Below are 21,042 nucleotides of genomic sequence, written 5' to 3'. Positions count from 1 at the left end.
GTAAAAAAGCAGAGTTATGAATGATAAGTTATAAGTTATTTACCTATAATATCGCATATACGGTACTTTTACCGGCAAATAATTCATAACTTATCACTTGCAACCCGTCGACTTATCCTCTTACCACCTCTTCAAAATCAGCTTCCAATTCCGTATCGCGTTCAAAATCCCAAAGGGTCAAGCTGCGGAGCTGATAGAAGTAATACCAATAGTAGTACAGCTCTGAAATATGCTTTTGACGGGCTTCGTCTTTAGAGTTCTGTGCATCGTTCAGGTCCAGGGTGCTGATTTTACCTATCATAAAGGTCTCTACACTGGTCTTGTAACGCTTCTCAGCAATGACATCCGCCTCTTCGGCTATGTCCAGCTGTTGCGCCTGGTTGTTGAAGTTAGCCACCAGCAAAAAGATGTCCTGATTAAAGTCCATCTGTTCCTGACGGATTCTGGACAAGACCACTTCACGGTTGCTCTTTGCCACCCTTACCTTGCCGCGGCGCTTGCCCCAGTCAAGGATAGGAATCTTGACGCCTACCTGCACAATCTGATTATCAAGCAAGTCCCGGTAGGCTGAAGAGAATTCATGGTTCTGCCCCGTATAGCCCACACTGGCAAAGAGGTCGATGCTGCGCAAGTTTCCGCGTGCCGTTGCCACTTCATAATCAGCTTCGAGCTGGCGGCGGCGAATGTTCTGTGCAAAGGAGTTGCGTTCCAGTGCCTTGTTCAGCACACGGTCATACTCCATCTTTATATCGGGAACAGTGGCGGGCAACACCGGATTCAGGCTTTCCTGCTCGGACACCCCGAGGAAAGAACGGAGCTGGAACATTTTTGCATTCAAGTTGCTCTCTGCCTCAGTCACGTCGGCCTTGCCCTGCAATGAATTCAGTTTAAGCTGCAACAAATCATTCTCGGATATCTGTCCCATTTTACGTTTGGCTATGGCCACTTCATAAAGGCGGTCGGCATTCGTCTTGTTCTGCATGGCGGTAGCGAGCGATTCTTTGGCCAGCAGCAACTCAAAGAAATAAGTGATGGTTTTCATCGTCACCTCTTCCGTAGCTGAAATGAACTCGGCCTTTGCCTCGGCATAGCGTACGGGCTCTATACGGCGGTTCCACTTCAAGGTATTCACTCCGAAGACCGGTTGCGTCAACTCCAGACTCACGGGGACTGACATGAACTGCTTCGCTCCTCCGGAACCCAGTTGTTTGAGATAATCCAGCGAAGAAGTCAGTGACAGCTTACCCCCCGTAAACCAAATGTTCTGGTCTACCGAAAGCTGTCCGGACAGCCCCAGTGTATTGTTGCGGACAAAGCTATAGGAGCCGTCGGAATTCTGGTAGGTACTGTAGGACTTGTTATAGTTGGGTAGTGTACCGGTGAAATTCACTTCCGGCAACAAGTCCGCACGGAATGTACGGTATTCCCAATACGCGGTTTTCAATTCATTCAATGCCACAGCAGCATCCACAGACTGCGTACGGGCCAGTACAATGGCCTCCGACAGCGTAATATTGCGTTCATGTCCCAAAGTATCATTCTGCGCCATGGTTGCCAACGGCATCAAAAAACAAACTGCAAGTAAAATATTCTTTTTCATGTTCAATCTTTAAAATTGTCGCAAACAGAAAAGCAAAGAGTGTGCCAAGTGGCCGGAAAGGTTTCATAGAGGGGTAAGTGTTCATTTTCGGACAGTGGGGATGTCCGTTAGCGGACGATATCAAGAAAACAACCGGTCTCTATCTAAAGTCTGAAAAAATCCTTCTAAAGTTCAATTAACCATTAATTAATTGATGAAAAATTTCTTTATTAAGGAAGAATTCTCTTTCTTTGTGCTGCTTTATACCTTTATTAAAAAGGATACAATACTAACATTAATTTATATAGTTATGAAGATTTCACACATTGAGCATCTGGGCATTGCCGTTAAGAGCATTGAAGAAGCCCTTCCGTACTACGAAAACGTTTTAGGTTTGAAATGCTACAACATCGAAACCGTGGAAGATCAGAAAGTTAGAACCGCTTTCCTGAAAGTGGGCGATGTAAAGATCGAATTGTTGGAACCTACTTCTCCCGAAAGCACAATTGCCAAGTTCATCGAAAAGAACAACGGTAACGGTGGCATGCATCATCTCGCATTCGCCGTTGAAGACGGAGTGGCCGGTGCGCTTGCCGAAGTCGAAGAAAAAGGTATCCGCCTTATAGACAAAGCTCCCCGCAAAGGTGCAGAAGGTCTGAACATTGCATTCCTGCATCCGAAGTCAACTCTCGGTGTCCTGACCGAGCTTTGCGAAAAACCGGAATAAGCAAGACTGTAAAATCATCAAATCATAAATTGTATAAACACTTAAAGAATATAAATTCATGAGTAATCAACTTGAAAAGATTAAAGAGCTTATAGACCGCCGCGCTGCAGCACGTCTCGGTGGTGGTGAAAAAGCGATTGCAAAGCAACACGAGAAGGGTAAATATACAGCTCGTGAGCGTATAGCCATGCTTCTTGACGAAGGCAGTTTCGAAGAAATGGACATGTTCGTAGAACATAGATGCACCAACTTCGGCATGGAAAAGAAACACTACCCCGGTGACGGTGTAGTAACCGGTTGCGGTACAATCGAAGGCCGTCTGGTTTATATCTTCGCACAGGACTTCACAGTTTCTGCCGGTTCACTGTCCGAAACCATGTCTCTGAAAATCTGTAAGATTATGGACCAAGCCATGAAAATGGGTGCTCCGTGTATCGGTATCAACGACTCGGGCGGTGCACGTATTCAGGAAGGTATTAATGCCTTGGCTGGCTACGCTGAAATCTTCCAACGTAACATACTTGCTTCGGGTGTCATTCCGCAGATTTCCGGTATTTTCGGTCCTTGTGCTGGTGGCGCCGTTTACTCTCCTGCCTTGACAGACTTTACTTTGATGATGGAAGGTACATCCTACATGTTCCTTACCGGTCCGAAGGTAGTAAAGACTGTAACCGGAGAAGACGTAAGCCAGGAAAACCTGGGTGGCGCGAGCGTTCACTCCACCAAATCTGGTGTTACTCATTTTACTGCACAGACAGAAGAAGAAGGTTTGGCCCTTATCCGCAAACTGTTGAGCTACATTCCCCAGAACAATCTGGAAGAAGCTCCCTATGTAGACTGTACAGACCCTATTGACCGTCTGGAAGATTCCCTGAACGATATCATTCCTGATAACCCGAACAAACCGTACGATATGTACGAGGTAATTGGCGCTATCATAGATAATGGTGAGTTCCTCGAAATCCAAAAAGATTATTCAAAGAATATCATTATTGGTTTCGCACGTTTCAACGGACAGTCCGTAGGTATTGTTGCCAACCAGCCGAAGTATCTGGCAGGTGTGCTCGACAGCAACGCATCCCGCAAGGGCGCACGCTTCGTCCGTTTCTGCGACGCCTTCAATATTCCTATCGTATCATTGGTAGACGTACCGGGATTCCTTCCGGGAACCGGCCAGGAGTACAACGGCGTCATCCTGCACGGTGCCAAACTGCTGTATGCATACGGTGAAGCTACTGTACCCAAGGTTACCATCACACTGCGTAAATCCTACGGTGGTTCGCACATCGTGATGAGCTGTAAGCAGCTGCGTGGCGACATGAATTATGCTTGGCCTACTGCTGAAATCGCTGTAATGGGTGGTGCAGGTGCTGTAGAAGTATTATATGCCCGCGAAGCCAAAGAGCAGGAAAATCCGGCTCAATTCCTGGCTGAAAAAGAGGCTGAATACACCAAGTTGTTTGCCAATCCTTATAATGCAGCTAAATATGGCTACATTGATGATGTTATCGAACCGCGTAACACACGTTTCCGCATCATTCGTGCCCTGCAACAGTTGCAAACCAAGAAATTGACTAACCCGGCTAAGAAGCATGGTAATATTCCCTTGTAATCAAGCTTTTCACACTAAAACAAGAACGATTATGAATAAAACAAAAATCGGAATATTCCTTTCATTGATGCTGGTGTTAGGCTTTTGCTCTTCTTGCAAAGAACAGAAATCGAACAACAAACTGCTGCTGAATGAAGTGCTGGTCAACAACGAGAGCAACTATCAGGATGACTACGGTGTGCACAGCGCATGGATTGAAATATTCAACAGATCATACGGCAGCGCCGACCTTGCAGGTTGCTATCTGAAATTCAGCAGCCAGCCGGGTGATACTGCCAGTTATTTCATTCCCAAAGGTGACGTTCTGACACTCATAAAACCACGTCAGCATGCACTTTTCTGGGCTGATGGAGAACCAAGACGCGGTACATTTCATACGAACTTCAAACTGGATGCCACAAATGCCAACTGGATTGGGTTGTATGATTCCGGCAAGAAATTGCTTGATCAAGTCATAGTGCCTGCCGGTACTTTAAAAGCCAACCAATCCTATGCCCGTGTCAGTGATGCAGCCGACCAATGGGAAGTAAAGGGTGGAAGCGAAGATAAATATGTCACTCCGAGTACCAACAACAAGACTATCGACAGCAATGCCAAAATGGAAAAATTCGAAGAGCATGACAGCGTAGGTATCGGTATGGCTATTTCTGCCATGAGCGTTGTATTCTGCGGGCTGATATTACTCTACATCTCCTTCAAGATTATAGGTAAAATATCAGTTAACCTCAGCAAACGCAATGCCATGAAAGCTAAAGGTATTACTGATAAACAAGAAGCAAAAGAGAAACAACTGGGGCAGGCTCCGGGAGAAGTTTTTGCTGCCATTTCAATGGCCATGCACGAATTCCAAAGCGATGTACACGATGTGGAAGACACGATACTTACCATTACCCGTGTAAAACGCAGTTACTCACCGTGGAGTTCAAAGATTTATACGTTGCGTGAGACTCCTCACAAAAAGTAAGTCACCCATAATAAAATAAAACGATGAAAGAATATAAATATAAAATTAACGGTAACGTATATAAAGTTGCCATTGGAGATATTGAAGACAACATCGCTCATGTAGAAGTGAACGGTACTCCCTACAAAGTTGAAATGGAAAAAGCACCGAAGGTAGTTGTTAAACCGGTAGCACGTCCGGCAGCCACATCCGCTCCTGCTGCTCCTGCTACTCCGGTAGTAAAACCGGCCGCTGCTTCTACCGGCAAGTCAGGTGTAAAATCTCCGCTTCCCGGTGTAATCCTCGATATCAAAGTAAATGTCGGCGATACAGTAAAGAAGGGACAAGTTATCATCATTTTGGAAGCCATGAAGATGGAAAACAATATCAATGCTGATAAAGACGGTAAGATTACAGCCATCAATGTAAACAAAGGGGACTCTGTTCTCGAAGGTACTGACCTCGTAATTATTGAATAATATGGGAGAATTTATCACATTTTTAGGAAACAACCTTGCCGACTTCTGGACTTATACAGGTTTTGCCAATGCAACGGTAGGACATGTGGTAATGCTTCTGGTAGGTTTGTTTTTCATATACTTGGCTGTAGCCAAGGAATTTGAGCCGATGCTATTAATTCCTATCGGTTTCGGTATGCTGATTGGTAATATACCTTTCAATATGGAAGCCGGATTAAAAGTCGGTATCTATGAAGAAGGTTCCGTACTTAATATTCTGTACCAGGGAGTAACCTCCGGTTGGTACCCGCCACTCATATTCCTGGGTATCGGTGCCATGACGGATTTCTCTGCTTTGATATCGAACCCCAAATTAATGTTGGTTGGTGCAGCAGCCCAATTCGGTATATTCGGTGCTTATATGATTGCCCTTGCCATAGGATTTGACCCGATGCAGGCTGGTGCAATCGGTATCATTGGTGGTGCCGATGGTCCGACTGCCATCTTCCTCTCTTCCAAACTGGCTCCTAACTTAATGGGTGCCATTGCGGTATCAGCCTATTCATATATGGCATTAGTACCGGTGATACAGCCGCCTATTATGCGTTGGCTGACCAGTAAAAATGAACGTCTTATCCGTATGAAACCTCCCCGTGTGGTTTCACATACGGAAAAAGTAATGTTCCCGATTATCGGTTTGTTACTAACCACATTCCTTGTACCATCCGGTCTGCCTTTGCTGGGTATGCTGTTCTTCGGTAATTTACTGAAAGAAAGTGGAGTTACACGTCGTCTGGCAAACACAGCCAGTGGTCCGCTGATTGATACCATTACTATTCTGCTTGGTTTGACAGTAGGTGCTTCTACGCAAGCATCCGAGTTCTTAACCCTTGATTCAATCAAGATATTCGGTCTGGGCGCCTTATCATTTGTCATTGCCACAGCATCCGGTGTCATCTTCGTGAAGATTTTCAACCTCTTCCTGAAGAAAGGCAACAAGATTAATCCGTTGATCGGTAATGCCGGTGTATCTGCCGTACCCGACTCTGCACGTATCTCCCAAGTAGTAGGTCTGGAATACGATCCTACCAACTATCTGCTGATGCATGCCATGGGCCCGAACGTTGCCGGTGTAATCGGTTCCGCTGTAGCAGCAGGTATCCTGCTGGGATTCTTAATGTAATACATTTATTCATTCCGTTATCCGGCTTGAATTCTGAACTATTTTAGAGCCCCTTCATTTTTGGAGGGGCTTTTTCGTTAATCTATCTAAAACAGATTACGATTATTTCGTAAATACATTCTTTTTAGTAACTTGCAGTCAGTTTAACCTCATATAAATGATATACTGTATGCGAAAGCTTTTTATCTCCTTATGTTTCAGTGCATGCTGTTCGCTTCTGGCGGCACAGACCACAAATCCCATTCAAGAGGCGATGGCCAACTACGATTATGAAACAGCCTTGATGCTGATCGATCAAGAAACCCCGACCGTCCCCCTACTCTACCAAAAAGGGAAAGCGCTGAAAGGGCTGGGCAATAACCTTGAAGCTCTGAGCGTATTTCAGGAAGTCGTAGCTCAGGATTCTCTCAATCCCCGGGCATACATTGAAGCTGCCGAATGCTGCAAATCACTTGCCAAATATAGCGAGGCACTGGATTACTACCAGAATGCGCTCCACATAAATCCGGACAATAAATACGCACGCATCCAGTATATCAGTCTGCTGATGAACATGAAGAGATACCGTGAGTCTCTAAAGGAAAGCAACCTGCTGGCAGAAAGGGACAGTTCCGCCTATGTACTACACCTTAGAGCCGAAAGTATGGGGCAAGTCTATGACAACACAGAAATCATGCATGTGATAGATGCCTACCTGGACATACAGAAAAGATATCCCAATGATTACCTGTCTGCTGCCAAACTCGGCAACATCTATGTAGCAGGCCACCAGTATGAAGACGCCATAAGCATAACGGAGAAATACCGTTCCATAGACTCCACCAACGTCCTTGTGAACCGCATCAATGCCCAAGCCTATTGCCTGAACAAAGATTACCCCAAAGCAATAGAAAGATATGAACAACTGTTACAGGAAAAAGACAGTTCTTTCCAAACCTGCTTCTACGCCGGAATCAGCTATTATGCCCTCGAAGACTTCTACCCAGCACACGACCTGCTGGAAAGGGCTCTTAAAGATGACAATACCAACATCAACGTTCTCTATTATCTGGGACGCGCCTGCTCCAAGACATCATGGAAAGAGGATGGAGTGACTTATCTGGAAACTGCCGTAAGCCTCGCCATGCCCAGCGACAGTGTCATGTCCCGCCTATATGTGGGGCTTGCGGACTGCTACAAGATGGCATTTCAATACACCGACCAGGCGAATACCCTTCTGACACAATACGAAAAATACGACCGGCAGAAACACAAACTGCTCTACGACGCAGCCTTTATCTATTATTACTATCTGAAAGATGCGTCCAAAGCAGAGAGATACCTAACGGCCTACCTGAAAACCCGTCCGAAAAACAGCAAGGACAAAGTGCAGGAAGTAGATGCGGACGGAGTTCCCATCATCGGAGAAGACAACCGATACAATGCCGCCGAAAACTGGCTGAAGGACATCAGAGAAAAGCGCAAGAAAGAGGACTTCTTCAAGGGAAAGGTCGATACCGCCAGCGTAACCCCCATCAAATAGCCCAATGAAAACGTTTGCATAATATAATAAAGTACAGTAACGGAGAAAGATTAACTTTCTCCGTTATTTGTTTTAAATTAGCGCAAAAATTAACCGTAAAGTTACTATCATGAAAAAAGTATTCTTAATCTTGGGAACACTCTTACTCTCCCTCAGTACGTATGCAGCTATGAATGTGAACAAAATCGACCCTCCGTTTTGGTACACCGGCATGCAGAACCCGGAACTCCAGCTGATGGTCTATGGCGAAGGCATCGGCAACGCGGCAGTATCCGTCAATTATCCTGGCGTCTCATTGAGCAGCACCGTCAAGCTGGAAAGCAACAACTACCTCCTGGTCTATCTGAAACTGGACAAGGATGTAAAACCCGGCAAATTCAACCTCACCTTCACTGAAGGAAAAAAGAAACTCGTAAAGGAATATGAACTGAAGGCACGCAACAAGAAAGGTTGCGAACATAAAGGTTTCGACGCCTCCGACGCACTGTACCTGCTGATGCCCGACCGCTTTGCCAATGGCAATCCGGACAATGACCAGATTGCGGGCATGGCCGAGTACAAGATAGACCGCAATGACCCCAATGCACGCCACGGCGGTGACCTTGCCGGCATCGAACAACACCTGGACTACTTCTCCGACCTCGGCGTCACAGCCCTCTGGTTTACTCCGGTACTGGAAAACAACATGACCGGCGGTTCCTATCACGGCTATGCCACCACAGACTACTACAAGGTAGACCCGCGCTTCGGTACCAACGAAGAATACAAGCAACTGATTGAAAAAGCCCATGCACGCGGCATCAAAATCGTAATGGACATGATTTTCAACCACTGCGGCGTAGAGCATGTATGGATTAAGGACATGCCCTCCAAAGATTGGTTCAACAACCCCGACCACGAAAACAACTTCGTGCAGACCTCCTTCAAACTGACCCCGCACGTAGACCCTTATACTTCCCAGTACGATGCCGACCAGATGAACGACGGCTGGTTCGTACCTTCCATGCCCGACCTCAACCAGAAGAACCCTCACGTTTACCGCTACCTGGTACAGAACAGTTTCTGGTGGATTGAATTCGCCAACATCGACGGCATCCGCATGGACACTTACCCGTATGCCGACTATGATGCCATGAGCAACTGGATGAAAGAGCTCAACGAAGAATATCCCAACTACAACACCGTGGGCGAGACCTGGGTTACCGAACCCGCCTACACCGCCTGGTGGCAGAAGGATTCCAAGCTATCAGCCCCCAAGAACAGTAACCTCAAGACCGTTATGGACTTCAGCTTCTTTGACAAGATAAACACCGCCAAGAATGAACAGACCGAGACTTGGTTCAAGGGACTGGACCGCATATACAATAACTTCGTATACGACTTCCTCTACCCCAACCCCGCTTCCGTACTGGCATTCATCGAAAACCACGACACCGACCGCTTCCTGGGCGAAGGCAACAACCTTCCGATGCTGAAGCAAGCCTCTACCCTGCTGCTTACCACCCGCCGCATTCCGCAACTCTACTACGGAACGGAAGTCATGATGAATGGCGTGAAGAGCAAGAGCGACGGCTATGTCCGCAAGGACTTCCCCGGCGGATGGACCGGTGACGCAACAAACGCACTGACCCCAGCCGGACGTACCAAAATACAGAACGAGTGCTACGACTTCTACAAGACCATCCTGAACTGGCGCAAAGGAAACGATGTGATTGCCAAAGGCAGCATGGTGCAGTTCATGGTACAGAATGGTGTTTATGCCTACGCACGCCAGTACGAAGGCAAGACGGTATTCGTGATGCTGAACGGTACAGATGCAGAGACCACCGTTCCTTTGAAATTCTACAAGGAAATCCTGAAAAACAGCAAGCAGGGAAAAGATATTCTTAGCGGCAAGGCCATCACCTTCGGTGAAGAGCTGAAGATGGGCCCCAGAGAATCATTAGTGATAGAATTATAACGCGCACTCCACACAGAGAGCTCATTCTTGCAAATATCCCTTGCAGATAGCTAGCAGACACCTCGCCTGCCAGCCATCTGCAAGGGATTTTTAGTATGGAATAGGTGTCACGGGGATATGCTTTTCACCGGTCTCAAATATAGCTAATCTGTTAGTTCATAACGGTGAACACTTTGTTCCAGTATAGAGAAACAAAGTGTTCGGATATGTAGAAACAAAGTGTTCTTACGTATTGGAACGAAGTGTTTTTGCATATTGGAACAAAGTGTTCTCTTTATTGAAACAAACTGTTCAGTTAAGGGAAACAGACTGTTTTGTTAAAGGAAACAGACTGTTGTACACGTTGAAACATCCGCTTCTGAAATAAGCGGCGAACTTAACCATCCCACAACACCGGCCTATATACAACAAGTCAGCCCTTGCAACATCAATATTGCAAGGGCTGACGCTATATTCGGATTATCTTTCGATTAGTCCAGTTGAGCCAATTTGTTCTCTGAACCAAGCACGTTGATGATTTTATGCTTGTACAGTTTTTCCATATTGTCACGAGCCGGACCCAGATACTTACGCGGGTCGAATTCTGCCGGTTTTTCAGCAAATGTCTTGCGGATAGCAGCTGTCATAGCCAGACGTGAGTCAGAGTCGATGTTGATTTTGCAAACAGCAGACTTGGCAGCCTTACGCAACTGCTCTTCGGGGATACCGATAGCAGCTTCCAGCTTACCACCATACTTGTTGATAGTATCAACTTCTTCCTGAGGAACTGAAGAAGAACCGTGAAGAACGATGGGGAATCCCGGAAGTTTCTCCATTACAGCATCCAGAACGGCAAATTCCAGAGGAGGAGGAACCAGACGACCGGTAGCAGGGTCAACGTGGCATTGTTCGGGTTTGAACTTGTATGCACCGTGAGAAGTACCGATTGAGATAGCCAGTGAATCGCAACCTGTACGGGTAGCGAAGTCAATAACTTCTTCAGGATTAGTATATGTATGGTGTTCTGCAGAAACTTCATCTTCTACACCGGCCAATACACCGAGTTCGCCTTCTACAGTTACGTCGAACTGATGAGCATAATCAACTACCTTCTTAGTCAGTGCAACGTTTTCTTCGTACGGAAGGTGTGAACCGTCAATCATTACTGAAGAGAAACCAGAGTCGATACAGCTCTTGCAAGTTTCGAATGTATCTCCGTGGTCGAGGTGAAGAACAATTTCAGGATGTTTGCAACCCAATTCCTTAGCGTACTCAACAGCACCCTGAGCCATGTAACGCAACAGAGTAGCGTTGGCATACTGACGGGCACCCTTAGATACCTGAAGAATAACCGGAGACTTTGTTTCAACTGCAGCCTTGATGATAGCCTGCATCTGTTCCATATTGTTGAAGTTGAATGCCGGAATAGCATATCCACCTTTGATAGCCTTAGCAAACATCTCTCTTGTGTTTACCAGTCCTAAATCTTTGTAATTAACCATTTTGTTTAAATTTTATTGTTAGTGAATTAAAATTCTACGCAAAAGTAATCATTATCCTTTAAAGTAAAGAACTTGAGAGGAATAAAATATCCGGCTCATCCTACCAAATCCATTCTATTTTAAAGCTATTGGCTTCATTTAACAGATTATTGTAATCTCTATATTACAAACTCTTTGCATTTATCTCTGCCAGCCATACTTTTGCCATCTATACTTCTATCAACAAAAAAGCCGGAGAACATGTTTGCTCTCCGGCATCTGTTTACACATTATTATGTAATACTAATTTTTCAGATAGATGATGGTCGGCAAATGGTCACTGTAACCGTTCAGCCAAGTCCTGCCTCCATGCGTACGCAAGGGGGAACCTTTGTATTTGCCATCCTGCTGAATCAGATAATCGCGGATGAAAACTTCATTGTGATCATAGCGCAACCCTTTCTTAGCCTTCAGCAACGGTTTCGAAATGACAATCTGGTCAAACAAGTTCCACTTGCCCCGATAGAGCAATGTCCCCACTCCCTTGTCTTCCAGTGTCTCCCACCAGGGATTGTAGAATTCGCCTTTCTTCACCTGCTTCGGATATTTGCGTGCACCCAGCACCTCCATGCTTTCATCCATCGGGTCGTCATTCATATCCCCCATCACGATGAGCTTCAGCTTCTTGTCGCTACGCATCAGAGAGTCCTTCAAGGCCTTTACTTGCCTGGCTGCATGCACACGCACCGGTGACTTCGCCCCACGGGAGGGCCAGTGGTTCACTATCACGCAGACACGCTCTCCCGCCAGTTGTCCGTCCACAATCAGGAAGCCGCGCGTCAAGTGCACCGTATCCCCCTCAAAAGGAGTGGAAAGCACCAACTTCGAGTGGGTAACGCTGAACTGCTTCGGGTCGTACAGCAAGGCACAGTCTATACCCCGTCTGTCCGGTCCTTCATAATGCACGAACTCATAATTGGAAATGGCCGGCTGCTTCACGAGGTCTTCCAGCACCCGGCTGTTCTCCGCCTCTGCCACACCGATGAATGCCGGACCTTCCGGCACTAAATCACGCGAAAGGGAACCCAACACTTTGGAAAGGTTCTGCAGTTTAGACTCATACTTCTTTGCCGTCCATTGGTAACTGCCGTCGGGCAGGAACTCATGGTCGTTCTTACCGGCATCATGAACCGTATCGAACAGGTTTTCAAGATTATAGAACGCAACGCTATACAGTTTCCGTTCCGCATTTTGTGCCCCCAGCGTTGCCACGCACAGCCAGAAAGAGCATAAGACAAGTAGTTTCCTCATAAATTCACAAGATTATTAAGTACTGCAAAAGTCAGAAATAAAATGCGATAAACCTACTAAATAAAAATAAATCTGAATTTATTTTGTAGAGTCTCCAACTTGCACTATCTTTGCGCTCTGAAAAGAAGACCATTACACTATTTATTACCAAAATAGTAACAGAATATAAATTTTTAAAAGAAAATATCAAAATGAAAAAAGGTATTCATCCTGAAAATTACCGTCCGGTAGTATTTAAAGATATGTCAAATGGTGATGTATTCTTGTCTCGTTCCACTTGCAACACGAAAGAGACTATCGAATTCGAAGGTGAAACTTATCCGCTGGTAAAGCTGGAAATCTCCAGCACTTCTCACCCGTTCTACACAGGTAAGTCTAAGCTGGTTGACACTGCCGGTCGTGTTGATAAGTTCATGAGCCGTTACGGTAACCGTAAGAAATAATCAGTTTCAAGCAAACTGAAAAAAGGGAGTCTTTCACTGAAAGGTTCCCTTTTTTGTTTCCGCCTCCCACTGCAGGACCGATAAATAGGGAATCTCCTATCACAGAATAGGGAAAAAAACGAGAAAGGAGAAAAACACTTCCCTATTTTTGTATCATCAAAACCGAAAACATATACTAATCATGAAACGACTCGCCACCCTATTCATCCTGACAATCCTTGTCGCAACGGCAGGATTTGCCAAGCCCAAAAAGTACAAAGATTTAAGCGGAAACATCGCTGTCAAAGGAGAATTGACAAAAGAGTACCGGCAATCTCCCGCCGGTACACCGGTCATTATCCGCCGGGTTGTCAAAATGAAGAATCCCGGTGAAAGCAGCAACAACATTTGCTATGCTGTCGAAATGAACGGCATACAAGAGACCATTCCTTTGAATGAGATGGGGCACATTGCCATATCCGCTCCGCAAACCGACCGGGAATTCTGGCAGCAGATATACTTGAAAAACCATCTTTACGAATATTTCAGCGACCGCGGCTACAAGCACAAACTGCGCCAGGAAATCGACGAAGAGTGCCTGGAGTATCTCGACAAACTGAATGAGATAGCCTATCAGGAAGATTACATCGTTTCGTACGTGCAGGGAGTGTTCTCCAAGTTGAACGCCACCACCATTGACAGCAATCGCGGGGAGAGTCTGAACATACGTATCATCCAGTCGCCCGAACCAGATGCCTTCATGCTTCCCAACGGCTCCATGGTTATCAGTACGGGCCTCCTCTGCACTCTTGATTCCGAAGACGAACTGGCCGCCGTCATCGCATGTGAGCTGGGACATTTCGTCCTCGACCATCAGGTAAACAACATTTACCGTGCCGAGCGGCGTGCCAAGCGTGCAGCTTTTTGGGCAGATGTCTTTGCCACTACCGCCAGTGCAGCCCTCGATGTGGCCTACTGGGACGATAATGAAGATGCTTATGCCGTCAGTCTGGTGGCAGATATCGGAGCCATCGCTTCCCTTTTGAGCATTCCGGCAACGGACCGGTTGGGGATGAAATACAAAACTTCCCAGGAAATCTCTTCAGACCGCCTTGCGCGCCAACTTCTGGCATTCAAGGGATATAATCCCGACGGAATCGCATCGGCCCTCGATAAAATTATAGGGTATTACAACCTGCACCAACGCAACAAGGACATTCCTCGCTACGGCAGCATCGGCAACCTGCAAAAGCGTATAGAAAAGGCCGGTGAATCCCATAGCCTGAGTGCCCGCCCCTACCTACGGACCACCAGCGATGTCGTTTCTTTCAACGCAAGTATGAACTACGCCAACAAGCGCTATAAGGAAACTGCCCGGCTGATACGCAAGAACATTGACAACAGACTAGCCACGGACAATGACTACATCATCCTGGTAAAAGCGGAAATGGCACTGTCTAATACGGAAGAAGTGAACAACCGCTGCCTCGCCATGCTTGATAAAGCCCAGGAGATGGCAGGAACAAGCCCCAATCTGGACATATATAAACAAAAAATACTATTATTGATGCGCATGAACAAACAAGCCCAAGCCGCCGATATACTGAAAGAATATATCACCTTGCTTTCGGCCTACGAAGGCCAGGGCATAGAAGGAACCGAAAAGGAATGGACCAATAAAGAGATAGGTTGGGCAAACCAAATGCTGGACAGGATAAGCAGAATATAGAGAAAGGAATAACTAAGAATGAAGAATTTGACTGCGCGATGATGCCGCATGACAAATTCTTCATTCTTCTTATTTTAGTTATTCATTCAAATTACTGTTTGCGGAACGGCGGCTTCACAACCACAGCTTTCAGCTTACGTCCCCGCATGTCAATGCAGATTTCCGTACCGACTTTGCTGTACTCGGGTCTGATATACCCCATTCCGATACCAATCTTGCGGGTAGGCGACATAGTTCCGGAGGTAACCACACCGATGGCAGTACCGTCTGTACTATACAGCTCGTAACCATGACGGGGGATACCGCGGTCTATCATTTCAAATCCCACCAACTTACGGGTAGTGCCTTCCGCTTTCTGTTTTTCCAGCATCGGGCGATTGGTGAAGTTCTTTCCCTCCACAAACTTGGTAATCCATCCTAAACCCGCTTCAATGGGCGAAGTGGTGTCATCCAAATCATTGCCATACAAACAGAATCCCATTTCCAGACGAAGCGTATCGCGCGCACCCAGACCAACTGGCTTAATGCCGAACTCCGCGCCTGCCTCAAACACGGCATCCCAAATCTTCATGGCAGCCTCCGGATAGAAGTAAAGTTCAAAACCACCCGCACCGGTATATCCGGTATTGGAGATAATGACATCCTTTTCTCCGGCAAACTCACCGTGGGTAAAAGTATAGTAAGGAAGGTCGGAAAGATTAATGGAAGTCAGCTTCTGCAAAGCCAGAATAGCCTTCGGTCCTTGCACGGCAAGCTGTGCCATGCGGTCGGAAGCATTTTCCAATTCAGCGCCTTCCGTGTTATGAGACACGCACCAGTTCCAGTCTTTCTCAATGTTCGACGCATTCACTACAAGCAGGTATTTCTCCGGCTCATAATGATAGACAAGAAGGTCGTCCACAATGCCCTCGTCTTCGTTGGGGAAGCAGGTGTACTGTACTTTCCCCGGTGTGAGGGCAGCCACATTGTTGGAAGTCACTTTCTGCAGAAAGTCCAAAGCATGGGGACCTTTCACCCAGAATTCTCCCATGTGTGAGACGTCGAATACACCGACACCCCCGCAAACAGTGAGATGTTCGTCAATGATGCCGGAATACTCGATAGGCATATTATATCCCGCAAACTCGTGCATCTTGGCACCCAGCGAGACGTGTTTTTCGGTAAACGGAGTGGTTTTCATGGAACTATTAGAGTTATGAGTTATGAATTATCTATTTGCTGGCTACGAGCTCGGCAATCTTGACGATGACGTTCATGGCTTTCTCCATGTTCTGGATAGGCACGAACTCATAGCGGCCGTGGAAGTTCAAGCCACCGGCAAAGATATTGGGACAAGGCAGGCCCTTGAAAGAGAGCTGGGCGCCGTCCGTACCTCCGCGAATGGCTTTTACACGAGGCTCTACACCTACTGCCTTCATGGCGGCAAAAGCGGTGTCGATGATATGCATCACCGGTTCAATCTGCTCGCGCATATTATAGTATTGGTCGCGAAGTTCCAGAGTAGCGGTACCCGGACCGTATTCTTCATTGATTTTTGCCACAAGACGTTCCATCTCCTTCTTGCGCTCTTCAAAGCGGGTGCGGTCGTGGTCACGGATAATGTAAGAGACTGTTGTCTGCTCCACCTCGCCGGTAATGCCTATCAGATGATAGAAACCTTCGTAACCTTCGGTATGCTCCGGAGCCTCGTCAGCCGGAAGCATGGACATGAAACGGTTGGCAACGCGGATAGAGTTAATCATCTTATTCTTGGCATAGCCCGGATGCACATTCCGTCCCTTGAAGCTTATCTTGGCAAAAGCTGCATTGAAGTTCTCGAATTCAAGCTCACCCACTTCTCCGCCGTCCATGGTGTAAGCCCATTCGCAACCGAACTGTTCTACATTGAACTTATGGGCGCCCAAACCGATTTCCTCATCCGGATTGAAGCCGATACGTATTTTACCGTGCTTGATTTCGGGATGTTCCTTCAGATATACCACTGCCGATACAATTTCGGCAATACCGGCTTTATCGTCGGCACCAAGCAAGGTCTTGCCGTCGGTCACAATCAAATCTTCCCCTTGATGGTCGAGCAGTTCGGGGAACTGGGCAGGAGAAAGAACCACATTCTCTTCGGCGCAAAGAACAATGTCCTTACCGTCATAATTCTGCACAATATGCGGAGAAACATTCTTGCCACTCATATCGGGGCTTGTATCCATGTGGGCAATAAAGCCGATGACGGGCAACGGCTTGTCTGTATTGGCAGGAAGAGTGGCGAACAGATAACCATTTTCGTCCAACGTGATTTCTTCCAGACCCAAAGTTTCCAATTCTTCTTTCAGATACCGGGCAAACACCATTTGCCCCGGAGTACTCGGAGTAATCTCAGTCTCTTCACTGGACTGAGTATCGAAGCTTACGTACTTTAAAAAACGTTCTACTAAAGTCATGATGAATAATGATTAGTGATTAATGGTTAGTGATTAATGGTCAGTGATTAGTAATTGGCGAAAAGCATTATCCAAATGGCATTAATCATTAATCACTAATCATTAACCACTATTTTGTGCTGTAAAGATAAAAAAAGGGGCGTGAACTGCCAAGCAATTCACGCCCCTTTTTTATTCCTTAAGGACAAAATGTCAATCAAAAATGGCTGCTACCATCAAAACAATGCGTACATATCTTACACTTAGGCAATCCGATAGCTTCAACCAGAGTTTCCAACGTATTGAACTTCAAGGATGAAAGTCCGAAACGCTCGCGGATAACGTCCACCATCTTTTCGTATTCGGGTGAGCCGGTAGTGGCATACTTATCGAGATTCTTATTCTCGTCACCCTCCAGCTCCTTGATGACACGACGGGTAATCAGCTCCATGTCGCTTTTGGAAGCCGTGAATCCTACAAACGGGCAGCTATATATCAATGGAGGACAAGCAATCCGGATATGCACCTCCTTGGCACCATACTCATACAGCACCTTCACATTGTCGTGCAACTGAGTCCCCCGGACAATAGAGTCATCACAGAACAGCAGACGCTTACCCTCGAGCATGGCACGATTGGGAATCAGCTTCATCTTTGCCACCAGCGAACGCAATTCCTGCTTGCTGGGAGTAAAACTACGAGGCCAAGTCGGAGTATATTTGGAAATGGCACGATGATAAGGAACTCCTTTACCTTCGGCATACCCAAGCGCCATACCTACACCCGAATCAGGAATGCCGCAGGCACAATCCACCTCTGACTTATCTGTCTGTGCCATCTTGAAACCGGAGGCAAAACGCACTTCCTCCACATTCTTACCTTCGTAGCAGGAAGTGGGGAAACCGTAATATACCCATAGGAAGGAACAAATCTGCATTCCCTCATCAGGCTTGCGCATCTGTTCCACCCCATCGGCACGCAGGCGAACAATTTCTCCGGGTCCCAAATAACGGTCTATCTCATAACCGAGATTCGGGAAGCTGCTCGACTCGCTTGTCGCTGCATACGCCCCATCCTTTTTTCCGATAACAATCGGAGTACGTCCCCAGCGGTCGCGAGCGGCAATGATGCCGTCTTCCGTCAATAACAGCATGGAGCAGGAACCTTTGATATGCTTATACACATTTTCAATTCCTTCGACAAATGTCTTTCCTTGTATAATAAGGAGGGCGATAAGTTCCGTCTGATTGGTTTTGCCCGAACTGAGTTCGGCGAAGTGCATGTTTTGGGCCAACAGTTTTGTTTCCAGTTCTTGCAGATTTACTATTTTGGCTACCGTTACAATGGCAAAGCGACCAAGGTGGGAGTTGAGGATAAGGGGTTGAGGGTCTGTATCGCTGATGATTCCTATTCCGGAATTTCCTTTGAACTTGTCCAGTTCATCCTCAAACTTCGTGCGGAAATAAGTGCTTTCCAGATTGTGAATGGAACGGGTAAACTGCTCCGTTTCTGCATCGTATGTAGCCAACCCACCACGTTTTGTCCCTAAATGTGAATTATAATCTGTGCCGTAAAACAAATCTGCCACACAGCTTGTTGCCTTGGCGACTGTTCCGAAAAAACCTCCCATAAGTTCTGTTTTGTTATTGGTTTCTAAAATTAACGGATGCAAAGGTATGAAGAATTTGCGAAATTCGGGCAGATTTGAAATGAATAAAAAAGGCAATATATTTCTTGCCCACAATAGAAGTTATATTATTGGAAACATATACTTTTGTGATCGAAACCAAACAACTGTATAATGGGAGAAACCGCAAATATTATAATAGCCGATACTCTTCAAGGTCTGGGGACGGACGCATACAGTGGCTATCTTGCACACGCCCTCTGTCTGTCAGGAATCTGCCGATTGAAGTACAATGGAGAGGAACGCGAGCTACGTGCCGGCGACCTGATGATTGTCCGCAAAGGAAAACTGGTAGAGAAAATTCAACCTTCAGAAGATTTTCGCGTAAAGGTCATCTATATCGCATCGGGCTTTGTGGTGCTGAGTACACCACAGAACAACTACGGTATGAAAGGGCAACTTTCCCTATTTCTCAATCCTATCATGTCCCTGACTACCGAACAGCAAGAGCTATGTCTCCGGGATTTTGAACAAGTGGAATACAGACTCCGGAATACAGACCATCATTTCCATCGCGATATGCTTATCGCCTCCACACAGATGTTGATACTCGACTTCTTCGATTTCCACTCCCATCTATATGGCGAGGACAATATCTCTGTACAAAATGCTTCCATCATGAGCCGTTTCCTCAACATGCTGGAGAACGGAACTTTCCGCGAGCATCGTGAAGTGACCTATTATGCCGACTGCCTATGTGTCACCTCCAAATATCTTTCGGAAGTTTCCAAGAAAGTAAGCGGTTATACAGCAAACTACTGGATAAACCGTTATACCACACTCGACATCTCGCGTTTGCTGCGCGACAAATCACTAACGTTCGTCCGTATTTCCGATATGTTCGGTTTTTCCTCTCCTGCTTATTTTAGCCGTTACGTACAACAACATCTGGGTGTAAATCCGACAAAATACAGAGGTTAATGATTATAGTTTTTGATTGTTTGCCCGTTTCAGATCTATTAGCGAAATATGCTCATTACGATAGCGGGCATTGGGGTTCTTCTCCGTTCCGTCAGGAAAAGAGCCATCTTCCTGCTTTATGAACTGAATAGCCTTCTGCGGACAATTCTGTATGCAGGCAAAACAGAACTCGCAGTCACCGGACGTCTTCACTCCTCTCGACGTCAACTCATAGTTGCCGCGCGGACAAACGTAGGTACAGATGCCACAGTCAATACAAACATCGGTCACGGTAAAGAACTTCTCGCTTTTCATCAGGAAGCCCACCTCGGGGTCGAGTCCACTCCGCTGCATAAAACTTTGGTGCTGTTGCCGTTCCTCCTCCGTCACCGGTTCGTGCCAATGCTGCCGACTGTTGATATCTGCCGTTATCTTCTGCAAGTTCTCGGGGATGTGCTTGTCTATCTTGAGTTGCTCGTTCATGTCGAAGTTGGGTAGCCAGTTATCCACCATGATGATAGTGTTGATATAGTCAAACGCATTGTCGGCTTTACGGGATATACGGTCCCAAATCTCTACCGCATCGCACTTCCTTGCACCATAGGTGAGGACAGCAAACTTGTATTCTGCCTTCAGTTTTGCTTTCTGAATGAACTGCCGTACCATATAGGGAGGCATATGACCGTAGATGGGATAAACGATGCCGATTTCATCTGCCTCAAATTCATACTTCCCCCGTTTCACCATCTGAGGGATACTCAACAATTCTGCGTTCTCTCCAGCCAACTGACGGGCGATGTAAAGACTGTTACCCGTTCCGGTAAAATAAAAGATGATACGCTTACTCCTTTTTGTTTCGCAGGATGCCAACGAGAGTAGGCCGGAAGATGCGATAGCACTGCTCATCACGGCAAATCCCATACGCTTTAAAGCCTCCCGACGACTGATTTTCTTATCCGTATTCATATCTCTGATTTTTAATGATTATGCAATCTGTTATCTGAGTGCAAAAATAAAGGTTTCCCCAAAGAACGGACTTACCAAAAACTCGGGTCTTGATGCTATTTTTACGGTATAAGAATGAGCTTACCCTAACACAAAAAAAGCCCCGCAAAGATTGGACTTCTGCGGGGCC

General features: G+C 46.4%; 17 protein-coding genes. 10 read left to right on the top strand and 7 right to left on the bottom strand.

The annotated features are described in order from the left end of the window. Window positions 1-112: 112 nt before the first annotated feature. Entirely contained in the window at window positions 113-1,600 is a 1,488-nt protein-coding gene (locus DW800_RS09490; protein ID WP_005826781.1) for a TolC family protein, read from the bottom strand. 289 nt (window positions 1,601-1,889) lie between these two features. Between DW800_RS09490 and mce the strand changes: the two genes are divergently transcribed. The 7 genes from mce to DW800_RS09455 all read left to right on the top strand — a co-directional run bounded on the left by mce (window position 1,890) and on the right by DW800_RS09455 (window position 9,984). Beyond that, the gene (gene mce / locus DW800_RS09485; protein ID WP_009036790.1) at window positions 1,890-2,306 is read left to right on the top strand and encodes a methylmalonyl-CoA epimerase; all 417 of its coding nucleotides are present in this window, start codon (window positions 1,890-1,892) and stop codon (window positions 2,304-2,306) included. Between the two features lie 58 nt (window positions 2,307-2,364). Further along, window positions 2,365-3,918, top strand: a complete 1,554-nt coding sequence (locus tag DW800_RS09480) for an acyl-CoA carboxylase subunit beta (protein ID WP_005826784.1) — start codon at window positions 2,365-2,367, stop codon at window positions 3,916-3,918. A 31-nt stretch (window positions 3,919-3,949) separates the two neighbouring features. Further along, window positions 3,950-4,882 carry an OadG family transporter subunit gene (locus tag DW800_RS09475; RefSeq protein ID WP_008663742.1) on the top strand — a complete coding sequence of 311 codons (933 nt, stop codon included), beginning with the start codon at window positions 3,950-3,952 and terminating at the stop codon, window positions 4,880-4,882. A gap of 23 nt (window positions 4,883-4,905) precedes the next feature. After that, window positions 4,906-5,340, top strand: a complete 435-nt coding sequence (locus tag DW800_RS09470; RefSeq protein WP_005826788.1) for a biotin/lipoyl-containing protein — start codon at window positions 4,906-4,908, stop codon at window positions 5,338-5,340. A gap of 1 nt (window position 5,341) precedes the next feature. Further along, window positions 5,342-6,502: a sodium ion-translocating decarboxylase subunit beta gene (locus tag DW800_RS09465; RefSeq protein WP_005826789.1), complete on the top strand. Its 1,161-nt coding sequence runs from the start codon at window positions 5,342-5,344 to the stop codon at window positions 6,500-6,502. A gap of 169 nt (window positions 6,503-6,671) precedes the next feature. Further along, window positions 6,672-8,024: a tetratricopeptide repeat protein gene (locus tag DW800_RS09460; protein ID WP_119958014.1), complete on the top strand. Its 1,353-nt coding sequence runs from the start codon at window positions 6,672-6,674 to the stop codon at window positions 8,022-8,024. Window positions 8,025-8,133: 109 nt separating this feature from the next. Then, window positions 8,134-9,984, top strand: coding sequence for a glycoside hydrolase family 13 protein (locus DW800_RS09455; RefSeq protein ID WP_119958013.1), 1,851 nt, complete (start codon window positions 8,134-8,136; stop codon window positions 9,982-9,984). A 470-nt stretch (window positions 9,985-10,454) separates the two neighbouring features. Here DW800_RS09455 and DW800_RS09450 read toward each other — a convergent pair whose 3' ends face one another. Next, a complete protein-coding gene (locus DW800_RS09450; protein WP_005826798.1) occupies window positions 10,455-11,465 on the bottom strand; it encodes a class II fructose-bisphosphate aldolase in 1,011 nt (336 codons plus the stop codon). Between the two features lie 282 nt (window positions 11,466-11,747). Continuing rightward, complete coding sequence (locus tag DW800_RS09445; RefSeq protein ID WP_119958012.1) at window positions 11,748-12,755, bottom strand: endonuclease/exonuclease/phosphatase family protein; 1,008 nt, start codon at window positions 12,753-12,755, stop codon at window positions 11,748-11,750. 191 nt (window positions 12,756-12,946) lie between these two features. Here DW800_RS09445 and DW800_RS09440 point away from each other — a divergent pair, with 191 nt between their 5' ends. Continuing rightward, window positions 12,947-13,198, top strand: coding sequence for a type B 50S ribosomal protein L31 (locus DW800_RS09440; protein ID WP_005835945.1), 252 nt, complete (start codon window positions 12,947-12,949; stop codon window positions 13,196-13,198). A gap of 181 nt (window positions 13,199-13,379) precedes the next feature. Continuing rightward, window positions 13,380-14,906 carry a M48 family metallopeptidase gene (locus DW800_RS09435; RefSeq protein WP_119958011.1) on the top strand — a complete coding sequence of 509 codons (1,527 nt, stop codon included), beginning with the start codon at window positions 13,380-13,382 and terminating at the stop codon, window positions 14,904-14,906. Between the two features lie 91 nt (window positions 14,907-14,997). Here the strand turns inward: DW800_RS09435 and gcvT are convergent, their stop codons facing one another. The 3 genes from gcvT to DW800_RS09420 form a co-directional block, all read right to left on the bottom strand. Then, a complete protein-coding gene (gene gcvT / locus DW800_RS09430) occupies window positions 14,998-16,086 on the bottom strand; it encodes a glycine cleavage system aminomethyltransferase GcvT (protein ID WP_119958010.1) in 1,089 nt (362 codons plus the stop codon). 31 nt (window positions 16,087-16,117) lie between these two features. Continuing rightward, window positions 16,118-17,341, bottom strand: coding sequence for a peptidase T (pepT, locus tag DW800_RS09425; protein WP_057097660.1), 1,224 nt, complete (start codon window positions 17,339-17,341; stop codon window positions 16,118-16,120). A gap of 196 nt (window positions 17,342-17,537) precedes the next feature. Further along, a complete protein-coding gene (locus DW800_RS09420) occupies window positions 17,538-18,950 on the bottom strand; it encodes an amidophosphoribosyltransferase (RefSeq protein WP_005826808.1) in 1,413 nt (470 codons plus the stop codon). Between the two features lie 171 nt (window positions 18,951-19,121). Between DW800_RS09420 and DW800_RS09415 the strand changes: the two genes are divergently transcribed. Continuing rightward, entirely contained in the window at window positions 19,122-19,928 is an 807-nt protein-coding gene (locus tag DW800_RS09415; protein WP_005826809.1) for a helix-turn-helix domain-containing protein, read from the top strand. 3 nt (window positions 19,929-19,931) lie between these two features. Here DW800_RS09415 and DW800_RS09410 read toward each other — a convergent pair whose 3' ends face one another. After that, window positions 19,932-20,873: an EFR1 family ferrodoxin gene (locus DW800_RS09410; protein WP_117703589.1), complete on the bottom strand. Its 942-nt coding sequence runs from the start codon at window positions 20,871-20,873 to the stop codon at window positions 19,932-19,934. Window positions 20,874-21,042 lie beyond the last annotated feature (169 nt).

Origin of the sequence: Bacteroides sp. AM32-11AC (genome assembly GCF_003603515.1) — a bacterium.
Lineage (GTDB): Bacteria > Bacteroidota > Bacteroidia > Bacteroidales > Bacteroidaceae > Bacteroides > Bacteroides uniformis.
The sequence above is the reverse complement of the archived record's forward strand: the minus strand, read 5'-3'. Positions and strand labels throughout refer to the sequence as shown.

Excerpts from the sequence above, each read along its gene's own strand:
- DW800_RS09475 (WP_008663742.1), top strand. The coding sequence starts at position 3,950 with ATGAATAAAACAAAAATCGGAATATTCCTTTCATTGATGCTGGTGTTA.
- DW800_RS09435 (WP_119958011.1), top strand. The coding sequence starts at position 13,380 with ATGAAACGACTCGCCACCCTATTCATCCTGACAATCCTTGTCGCAACG.
- DW800_RS09465 (WP_005826789.1), top strand. The coding sequence starts at position 5,342 with ATGGGAGAATTTATCACATTTTTAGGAAACAACCTTGCCGACTTCTGG.
- DW800_RS09450 (WP_005826798.1), bottom strand. The coding sequence starts at position 11,465 with ATGGTTAATTACAAAGATTTAGGACTGGTAAACACAAGAGAGATGTTT.
- DW800_RS09445 (WP_119958012.1), bottom strand. The coding sequence starts at position 12,755 with ATGAGGAAACTACTTGTCTTATGCTCTTTCTGGCTGTGCGTGGCAACG.
- DW800_RS09440 (WP_005835945.1), top strand. The coding sequence starts at position 12,947 with ATGAAAAAAGGTATTCATCCTGAAAATTACCGTCCGGTAGTATTTAAA.
- DW800_RS09480 (WP_005826784.1), top strand. The coding sequence starts at position 2,365 with ATGAGTAATCAACTTGAAAAGATTAAAGAGCTTATAGACCGCCGCGCT.
- DW800_RS09455 (WP_119958013.1), top strand. The coding sequence starts at position 8,134 with ATGAAAAAAGTATTCTTAATCTTGGGAACACTCTTACTCTCCCTCAGT.
- DW800_RS09460 (WP_119958014.1), top strand. The coding sequence starts at position 6,672 with ATGCGAAAGCTTTTTATCTCCTTATGTTTCAGTGCATGCTGTTCGCTT.
- pepT (WP_057097660.1), bottom strand. The coding sequence starts at position 17,341 with ATGACTTTAGTAGAACGTTTTTTAAAGTACGTAAGCTTCGATACTCAG.
- DW800_RS09410 (WP_117703589.1), bottom strand. The coding sequence starts at position 20,873 with ATGAATACGGATAAGAAAATCAGTCGTCGGGAGGCTTTAAAGCGTATG.
- mce (WP_009036790.1), top strand. The coding sequence starts at position 1,890 with ATGAAGATTTCACACATTGAGCATCTGGGCATTGCCGTTAAGAGCATT.
- gcvT (WP_119958010.1), bottom strand. The coding sequence starts at position 16,086 with ATGAAAACCACTCCGTTTACCGAAAAACACGTCTCGCTGGGTGCCAAG.
- DW800_RS09415 (WP_005826809.1), top strand. The coding sequence starts at position 19,122 with ATGGGAGAAACCGCAAATATTATAATAGCCGATACTCTTCAAGGTCTG.
- DW800_RS09420 (WP_005826808.1), bottom strand. The coding sequence starts at position 18,950 with ATGGGAGGTTTTTTCGGAACAGTCGCCAAGGCAACAAGCTGTGTGGCA.
- DW800_RS09490 (WP_005826781.1), bottom strand. The coding sequence starts at position 1,600 with ATGAAAAAGAATATTTTACTTGCAGTTTGTTTTTTGATGCCGTTGGCA.
- DW800_RS09470 (WP_005826788.1), top strand. The coding sequence starts at position 4,906 with ATGAAAGAATATAAATATAAAATTAACGGTAACGTATATAAAGTTGCC.